This window comes from Aegicerativicinus sediminis, assembly GCF_015476115.1.
Classification (GTDB): Bacteria; Bacteroidota; Bacteroidia; order Flavobacteriales; family Flavobacteriaceae; genus Aegicerativicinus; species Aegicerativicinus sediminis.
Window position 1 is genome coordinate 3,431,240 of sequence record NZ_CP064295.1, and the last position, 18,216, is coordinate 3,449,455.

Here is an 18,216-nt window from a genome sequence, read left to right on the forward strand (position 1 = left end):
TATTTTATTGGTAACCTGGATTTTGGTATGCATCCTTTTCAGCCTGAGACATATCCATATCGTCAATTTGACTTCGCGGTATTGGCCTTAAATAATGATAAGGCTGAATTGTTCTATTCGTCACTGTTGGACTATGGTCAGAGGCTGAATTTCCACCAATTTCATAAGAACTGGCATATTCAGTCCATTTTTGAGTACGGACTAAATCATACCAACGGTAACCTTCTCCAAAATATTCTCGAGAACGCTCAGCAAGGATAAAGTCAATGTCAACAACGGCAGGTGTTGCAGCCACCATAGCGGCACTATTATCCTCAACACGAGGCTCATTTTCACCATTATCATAACACCATTTACCGGCTCTAGCGCGAATAACGTTTACCAAATCTCTTGCAGACATACTACCAGACGCTCCTTTAACTGCTGCCTCAGCAGCAACTAAATACAATTCAGAGAATTTTGCAATTGGGAAAGGACGAGTCAAGGCTCCATTTGGAGACCCAAGTCCTCCGGCATTATCGGTGCGGTATGTTCCTAATTTCCATAAACCAGGGTAGAACCTTCTATTTATCTCATTTAAATTAATAACATAATCAGATCTTCCAGCAATTTCTCCTCCACCAAGGTTACCACCATTCACATAGTTTACACTAGGATCATAGTCGTCCAAGAATGAAATAACTGCGTCCCCAGGTGCTATTTCCATACCATTAGCTGCTGTGATGGTCGGTGTAGTATCACCACCCTTATCCCAGTTGCCGCGATAGCTACTAACAAAAGTTGCATCGTAACGTGAATCTAAATCTTTTTCAGCAAATGTTTCTGTAAACACATTAATAGTTGGAGCCATACGTGTCCATGGTCGACCATAACTTTGTGCTGCTTCACGTTGAACTGCTGAAACTCCATCAACTGTAATTGTTGTATAGTTAGGGGTTACCATCCAAACTGCTGTATTAGGTCCACCACCATCTGTTCCACTCCAACCTAAATCAGCTTCATTATATATTTGGCTTTCTTCTGTACGATCTGAATAAAATAACATTTCTTCATGACGATCGTTTGTAGCTACATGTACATCGTAAAAACAGTCTAACAGTCGGTAAGGCCCAGGATTATTAATTCCATCCATCGCTACGTCATAAGCCCCTTGGAAATAATAGGAGGGACTATTGCCGTCAGGATCTGTCCTTGAAGCTTCAGGATAAGTTGGAATACTGTTTGGATTTTCTAACCACCAACCATACGTTAAATAAGCTTTGGCTAAAAACAAACGTGCTACGTTCTTGGTGACAGTACCGGTTAAACGTGGGTTATCAGGTAAATCATTAACTGCATCTTCTAAATCTGGAAAAATGGCTTTAGTATATACCTCAGGTACGGTGTTACGAACAGAAGTTCTAACAACAGAATTGTTGAATTTCAATTCCCCGCCTCCCAAATCTAAAGGCACTCCACCATAAGTTTGTACCAAAAGAAAATAATAAAATGCCCTAAAAAATTTGGCCTCTGCTATTAGGGAGTTATCAAGGTTTACAGCTTCAGCGTTTTCTATAATACCACTTGCCGTATTTATAGCAGGGAATGAAGTTCCCCAAACTCTACCAATAGAAAACCCACTGGTTGAACTTAAATTACCTTGACCTGCAAGATCTAAATCATGAAAATTATTATCAGCACTTTGGGCCGCAGCATATTCATCTGTTCCAGTTTCACCTAAATTTAAAAAATAGGCAAATCCATAAATACTTCTTGTACTTTGATATAAATAGGTTAATCCACCTTGAACACCTAGTTCAGTAGTGAAAAAATCTGGGGTAAACACTCCCCGTGGTTCTTCTACAAGAATTTCATCTGAACAAGAACCTAGCATCAAGGCAATTAAAACAATTGCAATTGAAATACTTTTAAGTTTTATCTTTCTCATAATAGTTGTTTAAAATGTTATGTTTAACCCCAACAAATAATTTCTCGTTGAAGGAACGTTAGTTCCAATGGTAGGAATACCAGGAGAAATATTACCCGTATTTACTGCCGTGTTCTGACGGTTGCCGTTCACAACACCCGAGTTTGTAATTTCAGGGTCTAGCCCAGATTCATCATGGAATGGAGAAAATAGTACAAACGGATTCTGTGCCGTTGCATATAATCGTAACCTCTGAATTCCAATTCTTTCAAGTAAATCTTGGCTAAAATTATAACCTAAAGTTAGTGTTCTTATTTTTAAGTATGAACCATCAAAATAACCCAATGTACTTGCGTATTTTTGGTTATCACCACTTTGAATACCTCCAGGTGCAGGATATTTAGCTCCTGTGTTAGTAGGTGTCCAATAGTCTACATCCACGTTGTTTTGTCTACCGGTTAATAAATTTAGATAACCGCTTGAAGAATATAAGGTACTTACAAGGGTTCCCCCACTTTGGAACGTACCTACCATACTCAAGTCAAAATTCTTATACGCCAAACGGGTGTTAAAACCACCTTGAAAATCTGGTGTAGGATCTATTATCACTCTATCATCAGCACCAATTGCCCTTGTAGGCGAACCATCGGCGTTGTAATCACCTGTATAACGTACTTTTACCATACCTGGGCCACTTGCGCCAGGCTCAAGTATACTCAAATATTGGAAATCTGGATCAGTTTCATTCCATAGACCAATTCTATCATAATCATAAATAACATTGATAGGAGATCCAACGAACCAAAGGTTTCCTTCATCTTCATCAACTCCAGTAGCTAAAGAAACAATTTCGTTTTGATTGGTATATACATTAACTCCTACATCCCAACTAAATCCATCCGGATTATCAATGATTGTAGCGTTAAGAGTGGCTTCAAAACCTTTGTTTTGCACTTCACCAATATTACTTCTTACACTGCCAACACCAGCTGTTTCTGGCAAACCGAGTGTATATAGTACATCATTCGTATTTGTAATATAATACTCAAAGGTACCAGACAATCGATTATTAAATAAGCCGAAGTCTAGACCAAAGTTATAAGTTTCTGAATATTCCCATCCTAAGTTTGGATTTGGCAATAAATTCACAAAATATCCTGTGGCAAACGTACTGCCGAAATTATAGTTTACTGTACCTAATCCCCCTTGAACAGAATATGGGGCAATCGCCTGGTTAGAAGTTTCACCATAACCAGCACGTAGTTTAAATAAATTTACCCAATCTACATTTTCCATGAAGGCCTCATTACCAATATTCCATCCTACTGATAGAGCAGGATATGTTACCCATTCACGACCTGGAGCTAATCTAGAGGAACCATCTGAACGTACGGTAGCGGTTATTAAATAACGGCTGTCATACTGATACATTACCCTCGCCATATAAGACAATAATCCTGTCGCTGAATAACCAGTTCCATAATTCAATATATCTTCTGCAAGAGCAGAATCTAAATTATACCATAATGACAATTCGTTAGGTATGTTTCTAGCTGCTAAACCAATATTGTCAAATTCCGTATTCTGAGCCGAGAATAATCCAACAAAGTTTACTTGGTGTTTATCGGCGAATGTACGGTCAAAAATCAATTGATTTTCAATGACATAATCTCTAGTAATAGAACTGTTATAGCTTGCGGAGTTAGGGTTTTGTTCATTAAAATTAAATACTCCTTGCCCTGTGAAATTTCCATCTCTACTTGAACGGTAATTTAGACCGATATTAAGACGGTATTTCAAACCTTCTAGGAACGGCAACTTCATCTCACCATAGATATTATTATAAGTACCAAAATCCAACTGTTCATTAGCTCTACGTTTTCCTATACGGTTAACTTCATTTCTTGTTGGAATCCAAAGGTTATCTACCGCTGTTTGTAGACGAACCGATTCTAGAAAATCACCATTCTCATCATATGGACTTAATAATGGGGATGCAGACAATGCACCTCCAATACCTATAATACTGCTGGTTTTATTAAAGTTGGTTACAGAGTTTACACCAAATCTGAATAAGGAGCCTACTTCTTGATCGATTTGCACGCGAAGTGAGATTCTCTCGAATGAATCTTCTGGCACAACAGATGTTTCTTTGAAATATCCCATTCCGATATTATAGTTTCCTTTTTCGGATCCTCCTTGCACACTAACATCATGGGTCATTTGAAATCCTGTACCGTAAAGCAAATCTTGCCAATCTGTATCGTTTCCAAGATATTCATCACCACCTAAACTATAAATTGGAACTCCTCCTTGATTTGGATGAGCTGCAACATCAGCTCGCAGTTGAATAAACTGCAATGCATTCATAAGTGGATATTTATTAAAGACTTCCTTAGTGGCATAGTAGGTGTTATAAGAAAAGGTTGCTTTTTGACCTTCTTTTCCTGATTTGGTTGTAATTATTATAACACCATTCGCACCTCTCGAACCATAAATGGCAGTTGCGGAAGCATCTTTAAGAATATCTAAGCTCTCAATATCATTTGGGTTAATATCACTTAAACCTCCTGAAAAAGGAATTCCGTTCAATACTATCAATGGATCATTGCTTCCTGAAAGAGATCGCGTACCTCTAATTCTAATTTGTGGAGCATCTCCTGGTCGTGTACCCGTGGTGGAAATATTTACACCTGCAGCTCTACCTTGAAGAGCTTGTTGGAAATTAGCTGCTGGTACTTCATTCAATTCTCCTCCTTTAATTGAGACCACAGATCCTGTTACGGATTCCCTTGTTTGGGTACCATAACCGATAACTATTACCTCGTCTAAAGCGGATACATCTGATTGAAGTACAATATCTATTCGGCTTCTATTGTTAACGGTTATTTCTCTTGAAGTATATCCTACGTAACTAACAACCAAAATAGCATTAGAAGCTACATTGTCTAAGGTATAGTTACCGTCAAAATCTGTAGCCGCTCCATTTTGGGTACCTTTTACTATAACGTTCGCCCCTGGTATTGGCCCATTGGCATCAGAAACCGTACCCGACACGGTTATTTGGGCTGACATCCCGGAGCAATACAATGTAAATACGACTAATAAACATAATCGTACCACATGTTTACTTTTTAAAAATATAAAGTTTGTCATATAGATTGAATTAAGTAGTTAAAATTAATTTGAATAACAGTTAGTGATAAGTAGTGGGTTGGTACACTACTTTAATTTTAGTAAATCGATTGTTTAATTAAAGAGTTATTAGTTCAGACCATAATTTATATTCTATTAAGATTATTTAAAGTTTAAAAGGTATTGTATTGAAAACCAAATTGTTACTGTAGGCTCCTTGTTAATTGTTTGTTGTAATCTATAGAAAAATCAGTTTTAACCTTAACTAATTTATACACTATATTAACAAATGTATATAATAATTTAATATATCGCAACCGATTGTGTTAAAATTTTTAAGACTTGCTTTTCAATCTAAATTTTTATAATTTATAAGGTTGCAAACAAGTAATAAAACCGTCTCCATCGTGTTTAATCTCATTAACTTTTACAGACCTCAAATGAGTGATTCCTTTCGATAAACTGGAATCATGGTAAAACAAATACCATTTTCCATTTACTTCACAAATTGAATGGTGGGTAGTCCATCCAATGACCGGCTCTAAAATTCGACCCTTATAAGTAAATGGGCCATAAGGATTATCGCCAATGGCGTAACAAATAAAATGTGTATCACCGGTGGAATACGAAAAATAATATTTGCCATTAAACTTGTGTACCCAAGATGCCTCAAAAAATCTTCTTTTATTATCTCCTGACAGAAGGGTAGCTCCAGTGTCATCGACTATTTTAATTTCCTTTGGACTTTCAGCGAATTGTAACATATCGTCTGTCATTTTTGCAACAATAGGACCCAAAGCCGGTTCTTCATCTTTCGGCAGCTCGTAATCTTCTCTATACTGATTGTTCCTGAATTTTTGAAGTTGTCCACCCCAAATTCCTCCGAAGTATAGATAAAAACTACCATCGTCATCTTCAAATATCGCTGGATCTATACTGTAACTTCCTTTTATTGGTAAAGGTTCTGCCTTGAAAGGCCCAACAGGTGAATTGCTTGTTGCTATACCTATTTGAAAAATTCCATTTTTGTTCTTAGCTGGAAAAACCAAGTAGTATTTGCCATTCTTTTTTGCAGCATCGGGAGCCCACATTTGTCTTTCTGCCCAGGGAACTTCATTTACATGCAAGGCTACACCATTATCAACGGCAGCACTGTCTATGGTTTCCATGGAAAGTATATGATAATCTTCCATGCCGAAATGATCTCCATTATCATTAAAGGGAATTCCAGCATCTATATCATGGCTTGGGTAAATATAAATTTTGTCGTCAAAAACATGAGCCGATGGGTCTGCGGTATAAATGTGCGTAACCAAAGGCTCTGAAATGGCTTTTTCAATTAATTTATCTAATTCCGCCTGATCAATTATATCTTCTGGCATTCTATTGGTTTTATTAGTTAAATGTTTTATCTATCTCCTTTGAAGTAAATCCCTTTCAATATCAACTTCCATTTTTTTATTTATTTCGTAGAAAAATAAAAGTCCTACACAAATTAAAAATGGAATTGAAGGGTACACACTAACAAGCATTTTTGTTCCTAAAATTGCTGATTCGGGCTGAACAATTTCATTCATGCTTACATTTGCTGCTTCTTTAGTAACATAGCCATACCTACCTAAAATAAAAGTTACCAATGCACTTCCTATGCTCAAACCTCCTTTTAAACCTACCATCATGGCCGAAAATATTATAGCTGTTGCACGCCTATTTGTTTTCCATTCTGAATAATCCGCAACATCCGCAATCATTGCCCAAAGTAATGGGATGGTAAGGCCGTAGAAGAATCCATGCAATATCTGTGACATAAAGATTAAAAGAATGGAGGTGGGGGAGAACAAGTAAAACACAAGAATAAATAGTGTTGACACAAATAGAGCGGATTTGAACACATCACGTTTTCCATACTTATCTGCAAATCGCTTCGATAGGGTAATACCAACAATCATAAAAATGATTCCTCCAGCATTAAATAATCCAAAACCAGCAGAAACTGGATTCTCCCCGAAAAAGTTGACCCCAATGTCTGCAAGAAAATTCAATATTGGTTGTATAAATTCTGTAAGCGCAGGTTTATCTATATAGTTTTCAAAATAATATACATATGAGCCACCTTTCATGGCAAGCGTTATAAAAATGAATGTTGTTATAATTAATATGATTACCCAAGGTTTATTTCTTATCAAATCAGATAAATCCTCCTTAATGGTCGAAGATTGTTCAGGTGTAGGAACAACGCGCTCCCTTGTTGTAATAAAAGTTATCAGTAGCATAACAGTACCAATAATAGCCAACCAAGTCATTACTGCTTCTATCCCAACTGCTTTGTCTCCATTGCCTGCAGCTTCAATTATTGGCAACATAAAAACTTGTACAAAGAATTGGGCAAACATTACAGCAACAAAACGATATGATGACAAACTATTCCTTTCAGGCATACTGCCAGTAATAACACCACTTAAAGCTGAATAGGGCAAATTATTTGCCGCATATAGAAGTAGCAATAAAGTATACGTAACTACGGCGTAAATTACCTTACCCTTATAATCGAAATCAGGGGTACTAAAAGCTAGTAATGCAGCGGCACCTAAAGGAATGGCTGTCCAAAAAATCCATGGCCGAAATTTTCCCCATCTTGTATTTGTTCTATCTGCCAGGGCGCCAATTATTGGATTAAAACCAAAAGCAGCAACTAACCCAACACTAAGCATAACCGCAGATGCGTCATCAGTTTCTAGACCATAAATGTCTGTATAGAAATAAGCTAAATAGGTAATTAGAGTTTGGAACACAAGATTGGCAGCAAGGTCTCCCAAACTATAGCCAATTTTTTCCTTTACAGAGAGTTTATGTGAGTTTGTTTCCATTAATAATTTAATTAGAACTCAATTCAGAATCAAAACGCTTCTTTAATGCAATGATAGTATCATAAGCGGCCTTAGGCTTAAATTCTCTATCAAACAGCAATGGATAGTTGGTTCTTCCTCTTACAGGGAATCCATTCAACCATGATTGTCCATCATTAACCCCCCAAAATGTAACCCGACTGATTTTATCCTTATGTTTAAGGAAAACCTTAAAAATGTCCCTATATCTATTTGCCAATTTAACCTGAATAGAATCTGGCAATCCTTCCTTATAAGGATTTAAACGTTCATTATTTTCGAAATTCTGACTAATCTCCGCACCCTGCAAATCGCGTGGATTTGGCAAAACACTAATGTCTAACTCTGTGATTGCAACTTTAACCCCAAGTTCTGCATAATCTAAAATACTTTGTTCTATTTCTTCAAGTGACGGATAATTAAGGTGCCAATGTCCCTGCATGCCGATGCCATCAACTTTAATTCCTTGATCCATTATATGTTTAACCATTCTAATGGCACCCTCACGTTTTTTTAAGTTGGTCATATTATAATCGTTATAATATAAATCTGTTTCAGGGTCAATTTCAGAAGCCCATTTAAATGAAGATGCAAGATAATCTTCCCCCATTTTCTTTAAAAAAATGGATTCTCTTAGGGTGCCATCCTCATTTAATGCTTCATTAACAACGTCCCAAGAATGAATTCTTCCTTTATATCTAGTAACTATATCCCTGACATGTTTTTCAGTAGCCATGGCAAATTCCGTACTATCCTCAATTTCCCTGAACCAATTAGACAATTGGCTATGCCATATTAATGTATGCCCATGAATGAACATGTCATACTCTTCCCCTAAGGCAACAAACTTATCGGCTTCACCAAAATTAAAAGTATCTCGTTGGGGGTGAATATTCATTGATTTCATGATATTCTCAGCGGTAATGCTACTGAACTCTCTCCCGATAAGAGAAGTAACAACGGAATCGGTTGCATTAATTTGGTTAAAATTCAGTGCGGCACCAATATAAAATGCATTTTCAAACACATTTCGTAGAGTGCTTGGTTTTGATGGTGAATCATCTACCTCTTTACAACCAACACTAACAATTAAAATTGCCAGTAGAAATGGTAATTGGTTTTTTATTTTCACATTATACAATTTAGTTTAGCAGTATATCTTAATTCAAATAGGTGTATTCTCAATTGAAGTTTACGGTCAAAAATTAACTTGAACCTTAGGCTAATAACATTAAGCATTAGACCTTTAAGTATTATCTTTAAGTTGCTATATGGCAAACCATCGATTCACAACCTTTCAATTATGAATATCTCAAAAATCAATCATAATAATTTCGAAGATAATAAATAATTCATAATTTGCAACCGATTGTGTAAAACAAAATAAATCTTTCTAGAAAAATGGATTTTATGCAACATAATAGGAAATCACGATTCAATAAAACAACTTTAATCAATAGCCATGGGTAGAACATTGTTAAAAATTAGTTTCCTAACTCTAATAAGTGCAGTGCTTATTACTTGCAAAGAGTCAACAGAAAGTTCTCCCCAAATAGATTCTGAAGAAATTTCAACTACCGAAGAAACTTTAGATTTCCCATTTTATAATACCGAATTGACCATTGATGAAAGAGTTGTGGATTTAATTTCCCGTCTAACATTGGAAGAAAAAATTCTTCAAATGATGAACGGTACTCCAGCAATTGAAAGGCTTGGAATTCCTCCTTATGACTATTGGAATGAGGCTCTTCATGGAGTTGGGAGGGCTGCAGCTGCAACCGTTTTCCCTCAGGCAATAGGACTTGGTGCCACATTTGACCCTGACTTAACATATCGTGTTTCGTCGGCAATTTCGGATGAAGCTAGGGCATTGTATAACGCTACTAGTGATAAAGGTTATTATAATCAGTACAATGGTTTGACATTTTGGACACCGAATATCAATATATTTCGGGATCCGAGGTGGGGAAGAGGGCAAGAAACTTATGGGGAAGACCCATATCTAACTTCCATCTTAGGCACCGCTTTTGTAAAAGGCCTACAAGGAGATAATCCCAATTATTTAAAGACTGCTGCGTGTGCTAAGCATTTTGCCGTTCATAGTGGTCCGGAACAGGTAAGACATGAATTTAATGCAGAAGTAAATAACAAAGATTTATGGGAAACTTATTTACCAGCATTTGAAGCCCTTGTCGAAGCTAACGTTGAGTCCGTGATGTGCGCTTACAATCGCGTTAATGGTGAACCATGTTGTTCAGATAATTTTTTACTTACTGAAATACTTAGAGATAAATGGAATTTTGAAGGTCATATTTTAACTGATTGTGGCGCTCTTGAAGACTATTTTAAAGATAATGGTCATGGCGTGGTTACTAATGATTATGAGGCTGCTGCCTTAGCCGTGAAAAATGGGGTTAGTCTTAATTGCGGAGGAACATTTAATTCACTAAATAGGGCAATTAAAAAAGGATTAATTAATGAAGAAGATATCGATAACCAATTAGCATTGTTGTTGAGAACCAGATTTAAATTGGGCTTGTTTGATCCTAAGGGAAGTAATCCCTATGATTCTATTTCTATCGACATTGTTAATGGTAAAGAAAATAGGGCATTAGCACGTGAAGCGGCACAAAAAAGTATTGTCTTATTAAAAAATAATGGGGTGCTTCCTTTAAAAAATAATCTCTCCAAATATTTTGTCACCGGCCCAAATGCAACAAGTGTAGAAGCGCTTTTAGGAAATTATTACGGGGTCAATTCAAATTTAGTTACAATTTTAGAGGGTATTAGTGCTGCTATAGAGCCAACCAGTCAACTTCAATATAGACTTGGCGCAATGTTGAATCAACCAGCGATCAATCCTATTAATTATGCAATCGGACATGCGGGCAATAGCGATGTTTCTATTGTTGTTTTAGGCTTAACTAGCACGCTTCAAGGAGAGGAGGGTGACTCTATTGATTCATCCACCGCAGGGGATCGGTTAGATTATAATTTACCGGAAAATCAAATATATTACCTTAAAAAATTAAAAGAAGCAGCTGATAAAAATCCGAATGATAGTAATCCTATTATCGCGATAATCACGGGAGGAAGCCCGATAAACCTTGAAGAAGTTCAACAGCTTGCTGATGCGATACTATTTGTTTGGTATCCTGGTGAGGAAGGAGGAAATGCCGTGGCAGATATACTTTTTGGCAAAGTATCCCCATCGGGTAGATTACCAATAACGTTTCCAAAATCATTGGAGCAACTTCCTCCATATGAAGATTATTCAATGAAAGGTAGAACATATAAGTATATGGAGTCAGATCCTATGTATCCTTTCGGTTATGGGTTAAGCTACACAAACTTTACTTATAGTGGTGCATCTACTTCTTCGGAATCCATTACACAAGGGGATAAGCTAGGAATAAATGTCACAGTTACGAATTCAGGAGATATTAAATCAGATGAAGTAGTTCAATTATACATTTCACATGTAGATGCTTCTGAAACGGTCCCGAATTACGAGTTTGTAAAAACTAAGCGCATATCCTTGGATTCTGGTTCTTCTGCTAATCTGAATTTTGAATTAGAATCAACGGATTTACAAATTGTTACACAAGAAGGCACAAAGGTCTTTGAACCTGGAGAAGTAAAAATCTATATTGGCGGTTCTAGCCCATTGAAAAGAAGTGCAGAATTAGGTGCTTCACAAATGGCAGAACTAGAAATTACCATGAAATAAATCATTAATATCAATGAAACAATTTCAATACTCTTTGTTAATCATTATTGCATTCCTCCTAAGTCTTAGCATGGATGCACAAGTTAGATTGCCAAAATTAATCAGTGATGGACTAGTATTACAACGGGATTCAGAAGTTATTATATGGGGTTGGGCAAGTGCAAATGAAAAAGTCGCTGTCGACTTTAATGGTAAAAAATACAGAACCACCGCGAACAAAGATGGGAATTGGAGTGTGAAAATGCGAAAAATGAAATCTGGAGGCCCATATCAAATGAAAGTTTCCGGAAAAAATGAAGTTATAATAAAGGATATTTTAATAGGTGATGTTTGGTTATGTACGGGTCAATCTAATATGGTACATCAAATGGATATCCACGATGTTCTATATGAACTGGAAATAGCAACGGCAAATAACCCTGAAATACGTCATTTCAAAGTTCCAACAACACCAAGTATATCTGGTCCCCAGCAAGATTTGCAAGATGGTGAGTGGCAAAAAGCCGTAGGTGAAGAGGTGAGACCATTTTCTGCAGTCGCCTATTTTTTTGCGAAACGAATTTATGAAAAGAACAAAATTCCTATTGGTTTAGTAAATGCCAGCGTAGGAGGAACTCCAATCGAAGCTTGGATACCTAAGGAAGGTTATAAGAATTTTTATGACATACTTAAAATCATTGAAGAAAATAAGGATACTGCATTTGTGAATGGCCAAAGAAGAAACCGACCAAGTTTTAATGGCTATTCTAATGAGGTTAGAGATAAAGGATTAATCGGGCCATTACCTTGGTTTGATGTGAAGTTTAAACCTAAAGATTGGAGGAGAATTAATATTCCTGGCTATTGGGAAGATCAGGGAGCAAAAGATTTAAACGGTGTGGTTTGGTATAGGAGAGAAATTGAAATACCTAAATATATGGTTGGCAAAAAAGCACGTGTTTTCCTAGGAAGAATTATAGATGCGGATGAACTTTATATTAACGGTGTTAAGGTTGGGAACAAAACTTACCAGTATCCACAAAGACGATATAATATACCTGATACACTTTTAAAGCCTGGTAAAAATACTTTTGTAGTTCGCGTAACTAACAACTTTGGCAAGGGAGGTTTTGTACCTGACAAACCTTATTATATTTTCACACAAAAGGATACTGTTGATTTAAAAGGATATTGGCAATATAAAGTCGGTGAAGTATTTGAGCCTATTGATTTTTCGAACTTTTCAAATAGGAATTCTAACAGCTCAAGACCTAGAAGGATAAATCCTCAAAATGAACCTACATCCCTTTACAATGGTATGATTGCCCCTTATAGGCAACTTCCCATTAAAGGGATCCTATGGTATCAAGGGGAAAGTAATACTGGTCATCCAGAGTTATATAAAGGTTATATGGAAGCACTTGCATCTGGGTTAAGAGAAGTTTTTAATAGTCCAAACATTCCCTTTATATATGCCCAACTTCCAAATTTTATGGATGTTGCCTATTTACCCTCAGAGAGTAATTGGGCGGAATTAAGAGATGCCCAATTGAAATCTCTATCTATTCCAAATTCTGTCATGACCGTAAATATTGATTTGGGAGAATGGAATGATATACATCCGGACAATAAAAAGGATGTAGGTGAACGAATGGCTTTGGCTGCTTTAAAATTAGCATATAAAGAAGATGTCGTGTATTCTGGTCCGATTTATAAAAACTTTAAACTAGATGGTAACAAGGTGTATTTATCATTTTCTCATATTGGTGGAGGATTAGAATCTAATGATGGAGAACCTTTAGGTGAATTTGCAATTGCAGGGGAAGACGGAAAATACCATTGGGCCAAAGCAGAGATCATAGGAGACAAGGTTGTAGTATGGAATGAGGACATTCAGCATCCAAAGCACCTAAGATACGCATGGGCAGATAATCCGGATAATCCTAATTTGTATAATAAAGAGGGGTTGCCTGCCTCCCCATTCAGTATTGATTTATCTGAATAAGCTTTTACTGACAATTAAATAAAGAAGTGTTATTTTTTTCTTTGAGACGATTCTCTTACGAGTACCTCCGTATTTAAATAAGTTATTTGCTTAACTATTTCTACATCCTTTTTGGAATTTTTTAAGCTTTTCAGAATGATTTCGGCAGAAGTTTGCCCCATTTTAGAAGCAGGATGCGTTATAGTTGATAAGCCAGGATCGATAATATAAGAAATTGGATCATTATTAAATCCTATCACCGCTAATTCATCAGGAACCTTAATACCAAATTTTTTAGCAGTTTGGATGGCACTTACTCCCAAAATATCTCCAGGAGCAAAAATTCCATCTGGCAATTTTTTCAGTTTCAACAACTTTTCACTCGCCTTAACTGCTTCTTCATAAGTAATTCCTTTCACCTTAACTATAAGGTCCTGATCGATTGGCAATTTATGGGCCTTAAGAGCCGCGAGATAACCTTGCTTACGCTCATGGTATATACTAAATTCTGAGCCTGCGGTAATATGGGCTATTCTTTTACAGCCTTGTGAAATTAAATGCTCGGTAGCTTTATAACCAGCATCAAAATTATTTATTACTACATGATAGGTGTCAAAATCAGATGGCACCCTATCAACAAATACCAAGGCTGTGTCATTATCCATGAATTTCTTGAAATGGGAAATATCCGTGGTTTCCATCGCAAGTGAACAAATTACTCCGCTTACCCTGTTATCATACAAGGACTTAGTTAAATTAACTTCCTCTTTATACGAATCATGAGATTGCATAATTAATACAGTATAACCTGCCTTTTGTGCCGCTATTTCAATACCGCTAATTAATGAAGAAAGAAAAGGTTGGGTGACTGTCGGTAACAACACTCCAATAGTCTTCATTTTATTACCACGTAAACTTGCCGCAAGGTTGTTTGGGCGGTAACCCATTTCCTCTGCAGTTTGCTTAATTTTCGCAATGGTTTTTTTATTTATTGTAGGGTGATCTTTTAAACCCCTTGAAATTGTTGAAGTTGCCAAATTTAATTTTTTGGCAATATCGTAGATCGTAACCTCGTTGTGGGCCTTCATTCTCAGTAAGTTTGGTAATCAAATATACATTAATTTACAACAAAATTGCAACTGATTGCAATTCCTTGGCTACTCAATTTGACTAGTTATATAAATAAATACAGAAAAATTGACCATTAAAACTTATGCAATCATTGATTCAATTTTTTACATTTGGGACAAACGGTTGCAATTTGATGGCAATTTAATTGACTTATAAATCAGACTTATGTGTAAAATTTGTTTCAAACTTTTAGCAATCCTTATAATCCTGCATTCATGTGAAAAAGACGTTGTGAAGAAAAAAGAAACCAATGCAGAAACTCTTTTTTCATTAATTCCAAATGACCAAACACAAATTGATTTCACAAACTCCGTAGAAGAAACTAGCGATTTTAATGTACTCAATTATTATTATACCTATAATGGTGGTGGAGTCTCGCTTGGAGACATTAATAACGATGGATTAATAGATGTTTATTTTACCTCTAATCAAAGGTCGAACAAACTTTATATAAATAAAGGAAATTTTAAGTTTGAAGATATTACGGATAATGCAAAAGTAAATGATTCTGAAGGTTGGACCACAGGCGTTAACATGATTGACATAAATAATGATGGATGGATGGATATCTATGTTTGTAAATCTGCTTCCTTAAACGATAACTTATTAAGACGGAACAAGCTATTTGTAAATCAAAAAGACGGCACATTTAAGGAAGAGGCCAACAAATGGGGTATTGATGACGATGGTTTTTCCGTGCAGTCTTATTTTTTTGACTATGATAAAGACGGAGATTTAGACATGTACTTGATAAATCATAGAAGTGATTTTCTAAATTCCGTTAATCTTAAGGCGATTATAGAAGACAAAGATTTTTATCCACAGACCTCGGATCATTTGTATAGAAATGAAGGCAATCGATTTGTCGATGTTACGCAGCAAAGTGGCATAATGAACAAGGAATTCAGTTTAAGTGCCTCAATAGGCGATTTTAATAATGACGGTTGGCTAGATGTCTTTGTTGCAAATGATTTTATCACTCCAGATAACTTATACATCAATAACAAAAATGGCACTTTTTCCAACCAGGTTAATACTAAACTAAAGCACATTTCTTATAGCAGCATGGGTTCTGATGTTGCTGACATAAATAACGATTTTTTGCCAGATTTGCTTGTTTTGGAAATGTCTGCGGAAGACCATAAACGGGGCAAACAGAATATGGCCACAATGAATACTGAAGGATTTTGGTGGATTGTTGATGCCGGTTTCCATTACCCTTATATGTCTAATGTGTTGCAGCTGAATAATGGCAATGGGTATTTTAGTGATATAGCCCAAGTAGCAGGCGTTGCTAAAACTGATTGGAGTTGGGCACCCTTAATTGCAGATTTTGATGGAGATGGGTTTAAGGATATTTTCATAACTAATGGAATAAAGCGTGAAATCGCTAATCAGGACTTCGGCAAATTTTTGGATGCCAATGAAGATTCGTTACAACATATGACGATCGATCAAATTTTAAATGAAATGCCTTCAGAAAAACTTCAAAATTATGCATTTAGGAATCAGAAAGATCTGACCTTTAAAAAGGTAGTAGAAGATTGGGGATTTGATGCTTCAGTCAATTCTAATGGAGTAGCTTATGGAGATTTAGACAATGATGGGGACCTCGATTTGGTAATAAATAACTTGGATGACCAAGCAAGTATTTACAGAAATAATTCGGTCAACAATTATCTAAATATTGTATTAAAAGGAGATGATAAAAATATAAATGCTATTGGGGCCAAAGTGAAAGTGTTTACAGATAGTGTTGAACAATATCAAGACTTGTATTTAGCCCGTGGTTATCAATCTTCTGTTTCACCAGTATTGAATTTTGGTGTCGGAGAAACTGAGAATATTAATAAAATAGAAATCGCCTGGGGTGATGGGGCCTTGTCAATTATGGAGAATGTTAAACCAAACCAAACTCTAACTTTCGACAAAAGGAAGGCTTCTTCAAAAGGTAGCGAAACCGTATTGGAACCAAAGTCTTACATAACAAGGTTGGATCCGCGTGCCATTGGAATCGATTTCAAACATGAAGAGAATAATTTCAATGATTTTTCGAGACAAGTATTACTACCACAAAAGCAATCGCAACAAGGTCCAGCATTTACAACAGGGGACATAAATAATGATGGCCTAATCGACTTTTTTATAGGCGGTGCACTAGAACAAACTGGAGAAATTTATATACAAACATCGGAAGGGAAATTCAACAGGATGGTCCAAAAAGCATTAGAAACCGATAAGGCATTTGAAGATAACGGAGCACATTTTTTTGATGTGGATGGTGATGGCGATGAAGATCTTTATGTTGCAAGTGGTGGTTATGAACTAAAAGAAAATGATCCATTATTGCAAGATCGACTATACATTAATGATGGAAGTGGCACATTTTTAAGGTCAAACGATTTACCAATAATGTTAACTAGTACAAAAGCTATCACTTCATTCGATTATGACAGCGATGGGGATTTAGATGTCCTTGTTACTGGCCGAGTGGTTCCAGGCAAATATCCGATAGCACCGAGATCTTATTTATTAAATAATTCAGAAGGCAAATTAGTCGATGTCACCAATGATGTTGCTCCAGAATTAATGGAACTCGGTATGGTAAACGATATCATTTTATCTGACTACGATGGAGATAATGATAAAGATATCTTAGTTGTAGGCGAATGGATGCCTATAACTATTTTACAAAATTCGGGTGGCAAATTCACAAATCGAATGGAATTACCGTCTTTAGCCAATACTTCTGGCTGGTGGAATACAATATCTGAAATTGATTTTGACAACGATGGTGATATGGATTATTTCGTAGGCAATTTGGGTGGAAACAACAAATTTCATCCGTCAGCAGAAAAACCTCTTAAAATCTATGGGAATAATTTTGATAATGACGCTAATTATGATATGATTTTGAGTAAGCTTTATAATGGCAATTTGGTACCGGTACGAGGAAAAGAATGCTCAACAAGTCAAAATGCATTTGTAAGTGAGAAAATCAAAACTTATAAGGAATTTGCGAATTCAACCCTAACTGAAATTTATGGAGAAGAAGAAATAAATAATTCTTATCATAAGACCGCTACTGAATTTGAATCTGTCTACCTTCAGAATAATGGTGGTGGAGACTTCACGATTAAGCATTTACCAACCATCGCACAACTTGGCCCCACCATGTCTTTTGCCTTTGCCGACATTAATAAGGATGGACATACAGATGTAATTGGCATAGGGGCAATACACGAAGCCGAAGTTGAAACTGTAAAATACGATTCCAACATTGGTTATATATTATTGGGCAATTCTAATGGTGGTTTGAGTCCTTTTAAAGATGTCAACTTCTACAATGACCTTAACGCAAAAAACATGGAATTAGTAACGGTTAGAGGTGAATCACATCTGTTTATAGCCAATAACGACCGACCTTTGACCATTTTTAAAATCAATTAAGAAATTATGCCAATTT

The 18,216-nt window shown here is 36.2% G+C and carries 9 protein-coding genes; 3 read left to right on the plus strand and 6 right to left on the minus strand.

Going from position 1 to position 18,216, the window contains the following annotated elements; genetic code table 11:
• Positions 1–4 precede the first annotated feature (4 nt).
• The 5 genes from ISU00_RS14670 to ISU00_RS14690 form a co-directional block, all read right to left on the minus strand.
• A complete protein-coding gene (locus ISU00_RS14670; protein ID WP_228851424.1) occupies positions 5–1,927 on the minus strand; it encodes a RagB/SusD family nutrient uptake outer membrane protein in 1,923 nt (640 codons plus the stop codon).
• A 9-nt stretch (positions 1,928–1,936) separates the two neighbouring features.
• Positions 1,937–5,062 carry a SusC/RagA family TonB-linked outer membrane protein gene (locus ISU00_RS14675; RefSeq protein ID WP_228851425.1) on the minus strand — a complete coding sequence of 1,042 codons (3,126 nt, stop codon included), beginning with the start codon at positions 5,060–5,062 and terminating at the stop codon, positions 1,937–1,939.
• 341 nt (positions 5,063–5,403) lie between these two features.
• On the minus strand, positions 5,404–6,423 hold the full coding sequence (locus ISU00_RS14680) for a glycoside hydrolase family 43 protein (RefSeq protein WP_228851426.1): 1,020 nt from the start codon (positions 6,421–6,423) through the stop codon (positions 5,404–5,406).
• A gap of 30 nt (positions 6,424–6,453) precedes the next feature.
• Positions 6,454–7,908 (minus strand): MFS transporter, encoded by a 1,455-nt coding sequence (locus ISU00_RS14685; protein ID WP_228851427.1) that lies wholly within the window; start codon positions 7,906–7,908, stop codon positions 6,454–6,456.
• Positions 7,909–7,915: 7 nt separating this feature from the next.
• Positions 7,916–9,058 carry an endo-1,4-beta-xylanase gene (locus ISU00_RS14690; RefSeq protein WP_228851428.1) on the minus strand — a complete coding sequence of 381 codons (1,143 nt, stop codon included), beginning with the start codon at positions 9,056–9,058 and terminating at the stop codon, positions 7,916–7,918.
• A 330-nt stretch (positions 9,059–9,388) separates the two neighbouring features.
• Between ISU00_RS14690 and ISU00_RS14695 the strand changes: the two genes are divergently transcribed.
• Together ISU00_RS14695 and ISU00_RS14700 are read left to right on the plus strand one after the other, a co-directional pair.
• Positions 9,389–11,656, plus strand: a complete 2,268-nt coding sequence (locus tag ISU00_RS14695; protein ID WP_228851429.1) for a glycoside hydrolase family 3 C-terminal domain-containing protein — start codon at positions 9,389–9,391, stop codon at positions 11,654–11,656.
• 13 nt (positions 11,657–11,669) lie between these two features.
• On the plus strand, positions 11,670–13,640 hold the full coding sequence (locus ISU00_RS14700; RefSeq protein WP_228851430.1) for a sialate O-acetylesterase: 1,971 nt from the start codon (positions 11,670–11,672) through the stop codon (positions 13,638–13,640).
• A gap of 29 nt (positions 13,641–13,669) precedes the next feature.
• Here the strand turns inward: ISU00_RS14700 and ISU00_RS14705 are convergent, their stop codons facing one another.
• Positions 13,670–14,707: a LacI family DNA-binding transcriptional regulator gene (locus tag ISU00_RS14705; protein ID WP_228851431.1), complete on the minus strand. Its 1,038-nt coding sequence runs from the start codon at positions 14,705–14,707 to the stop codon at positions 13,670–13,672.
• Between the two features lie 274 nt (positions 14,708–14,981).
• Between ISU00_RS14705 and ISU00_RS14710 the strand changes: the two genes are divergently transcribed.
• Positions 14,982–18,200 carry a VCBS repeat-containing protein gene (locus tag ISU00_RS14710; protein ID WP_228851432.1) on the plus strand — a complete coding sequence of 1,073 codons (3,219 nt, stop codon included), beginning with the start codon at positions 14,982–14,984 and terminating at the stop codon, positions 18,198–18,200.
• Positions 18,201–18,216 lie beyond the last annotated feature (16 nt).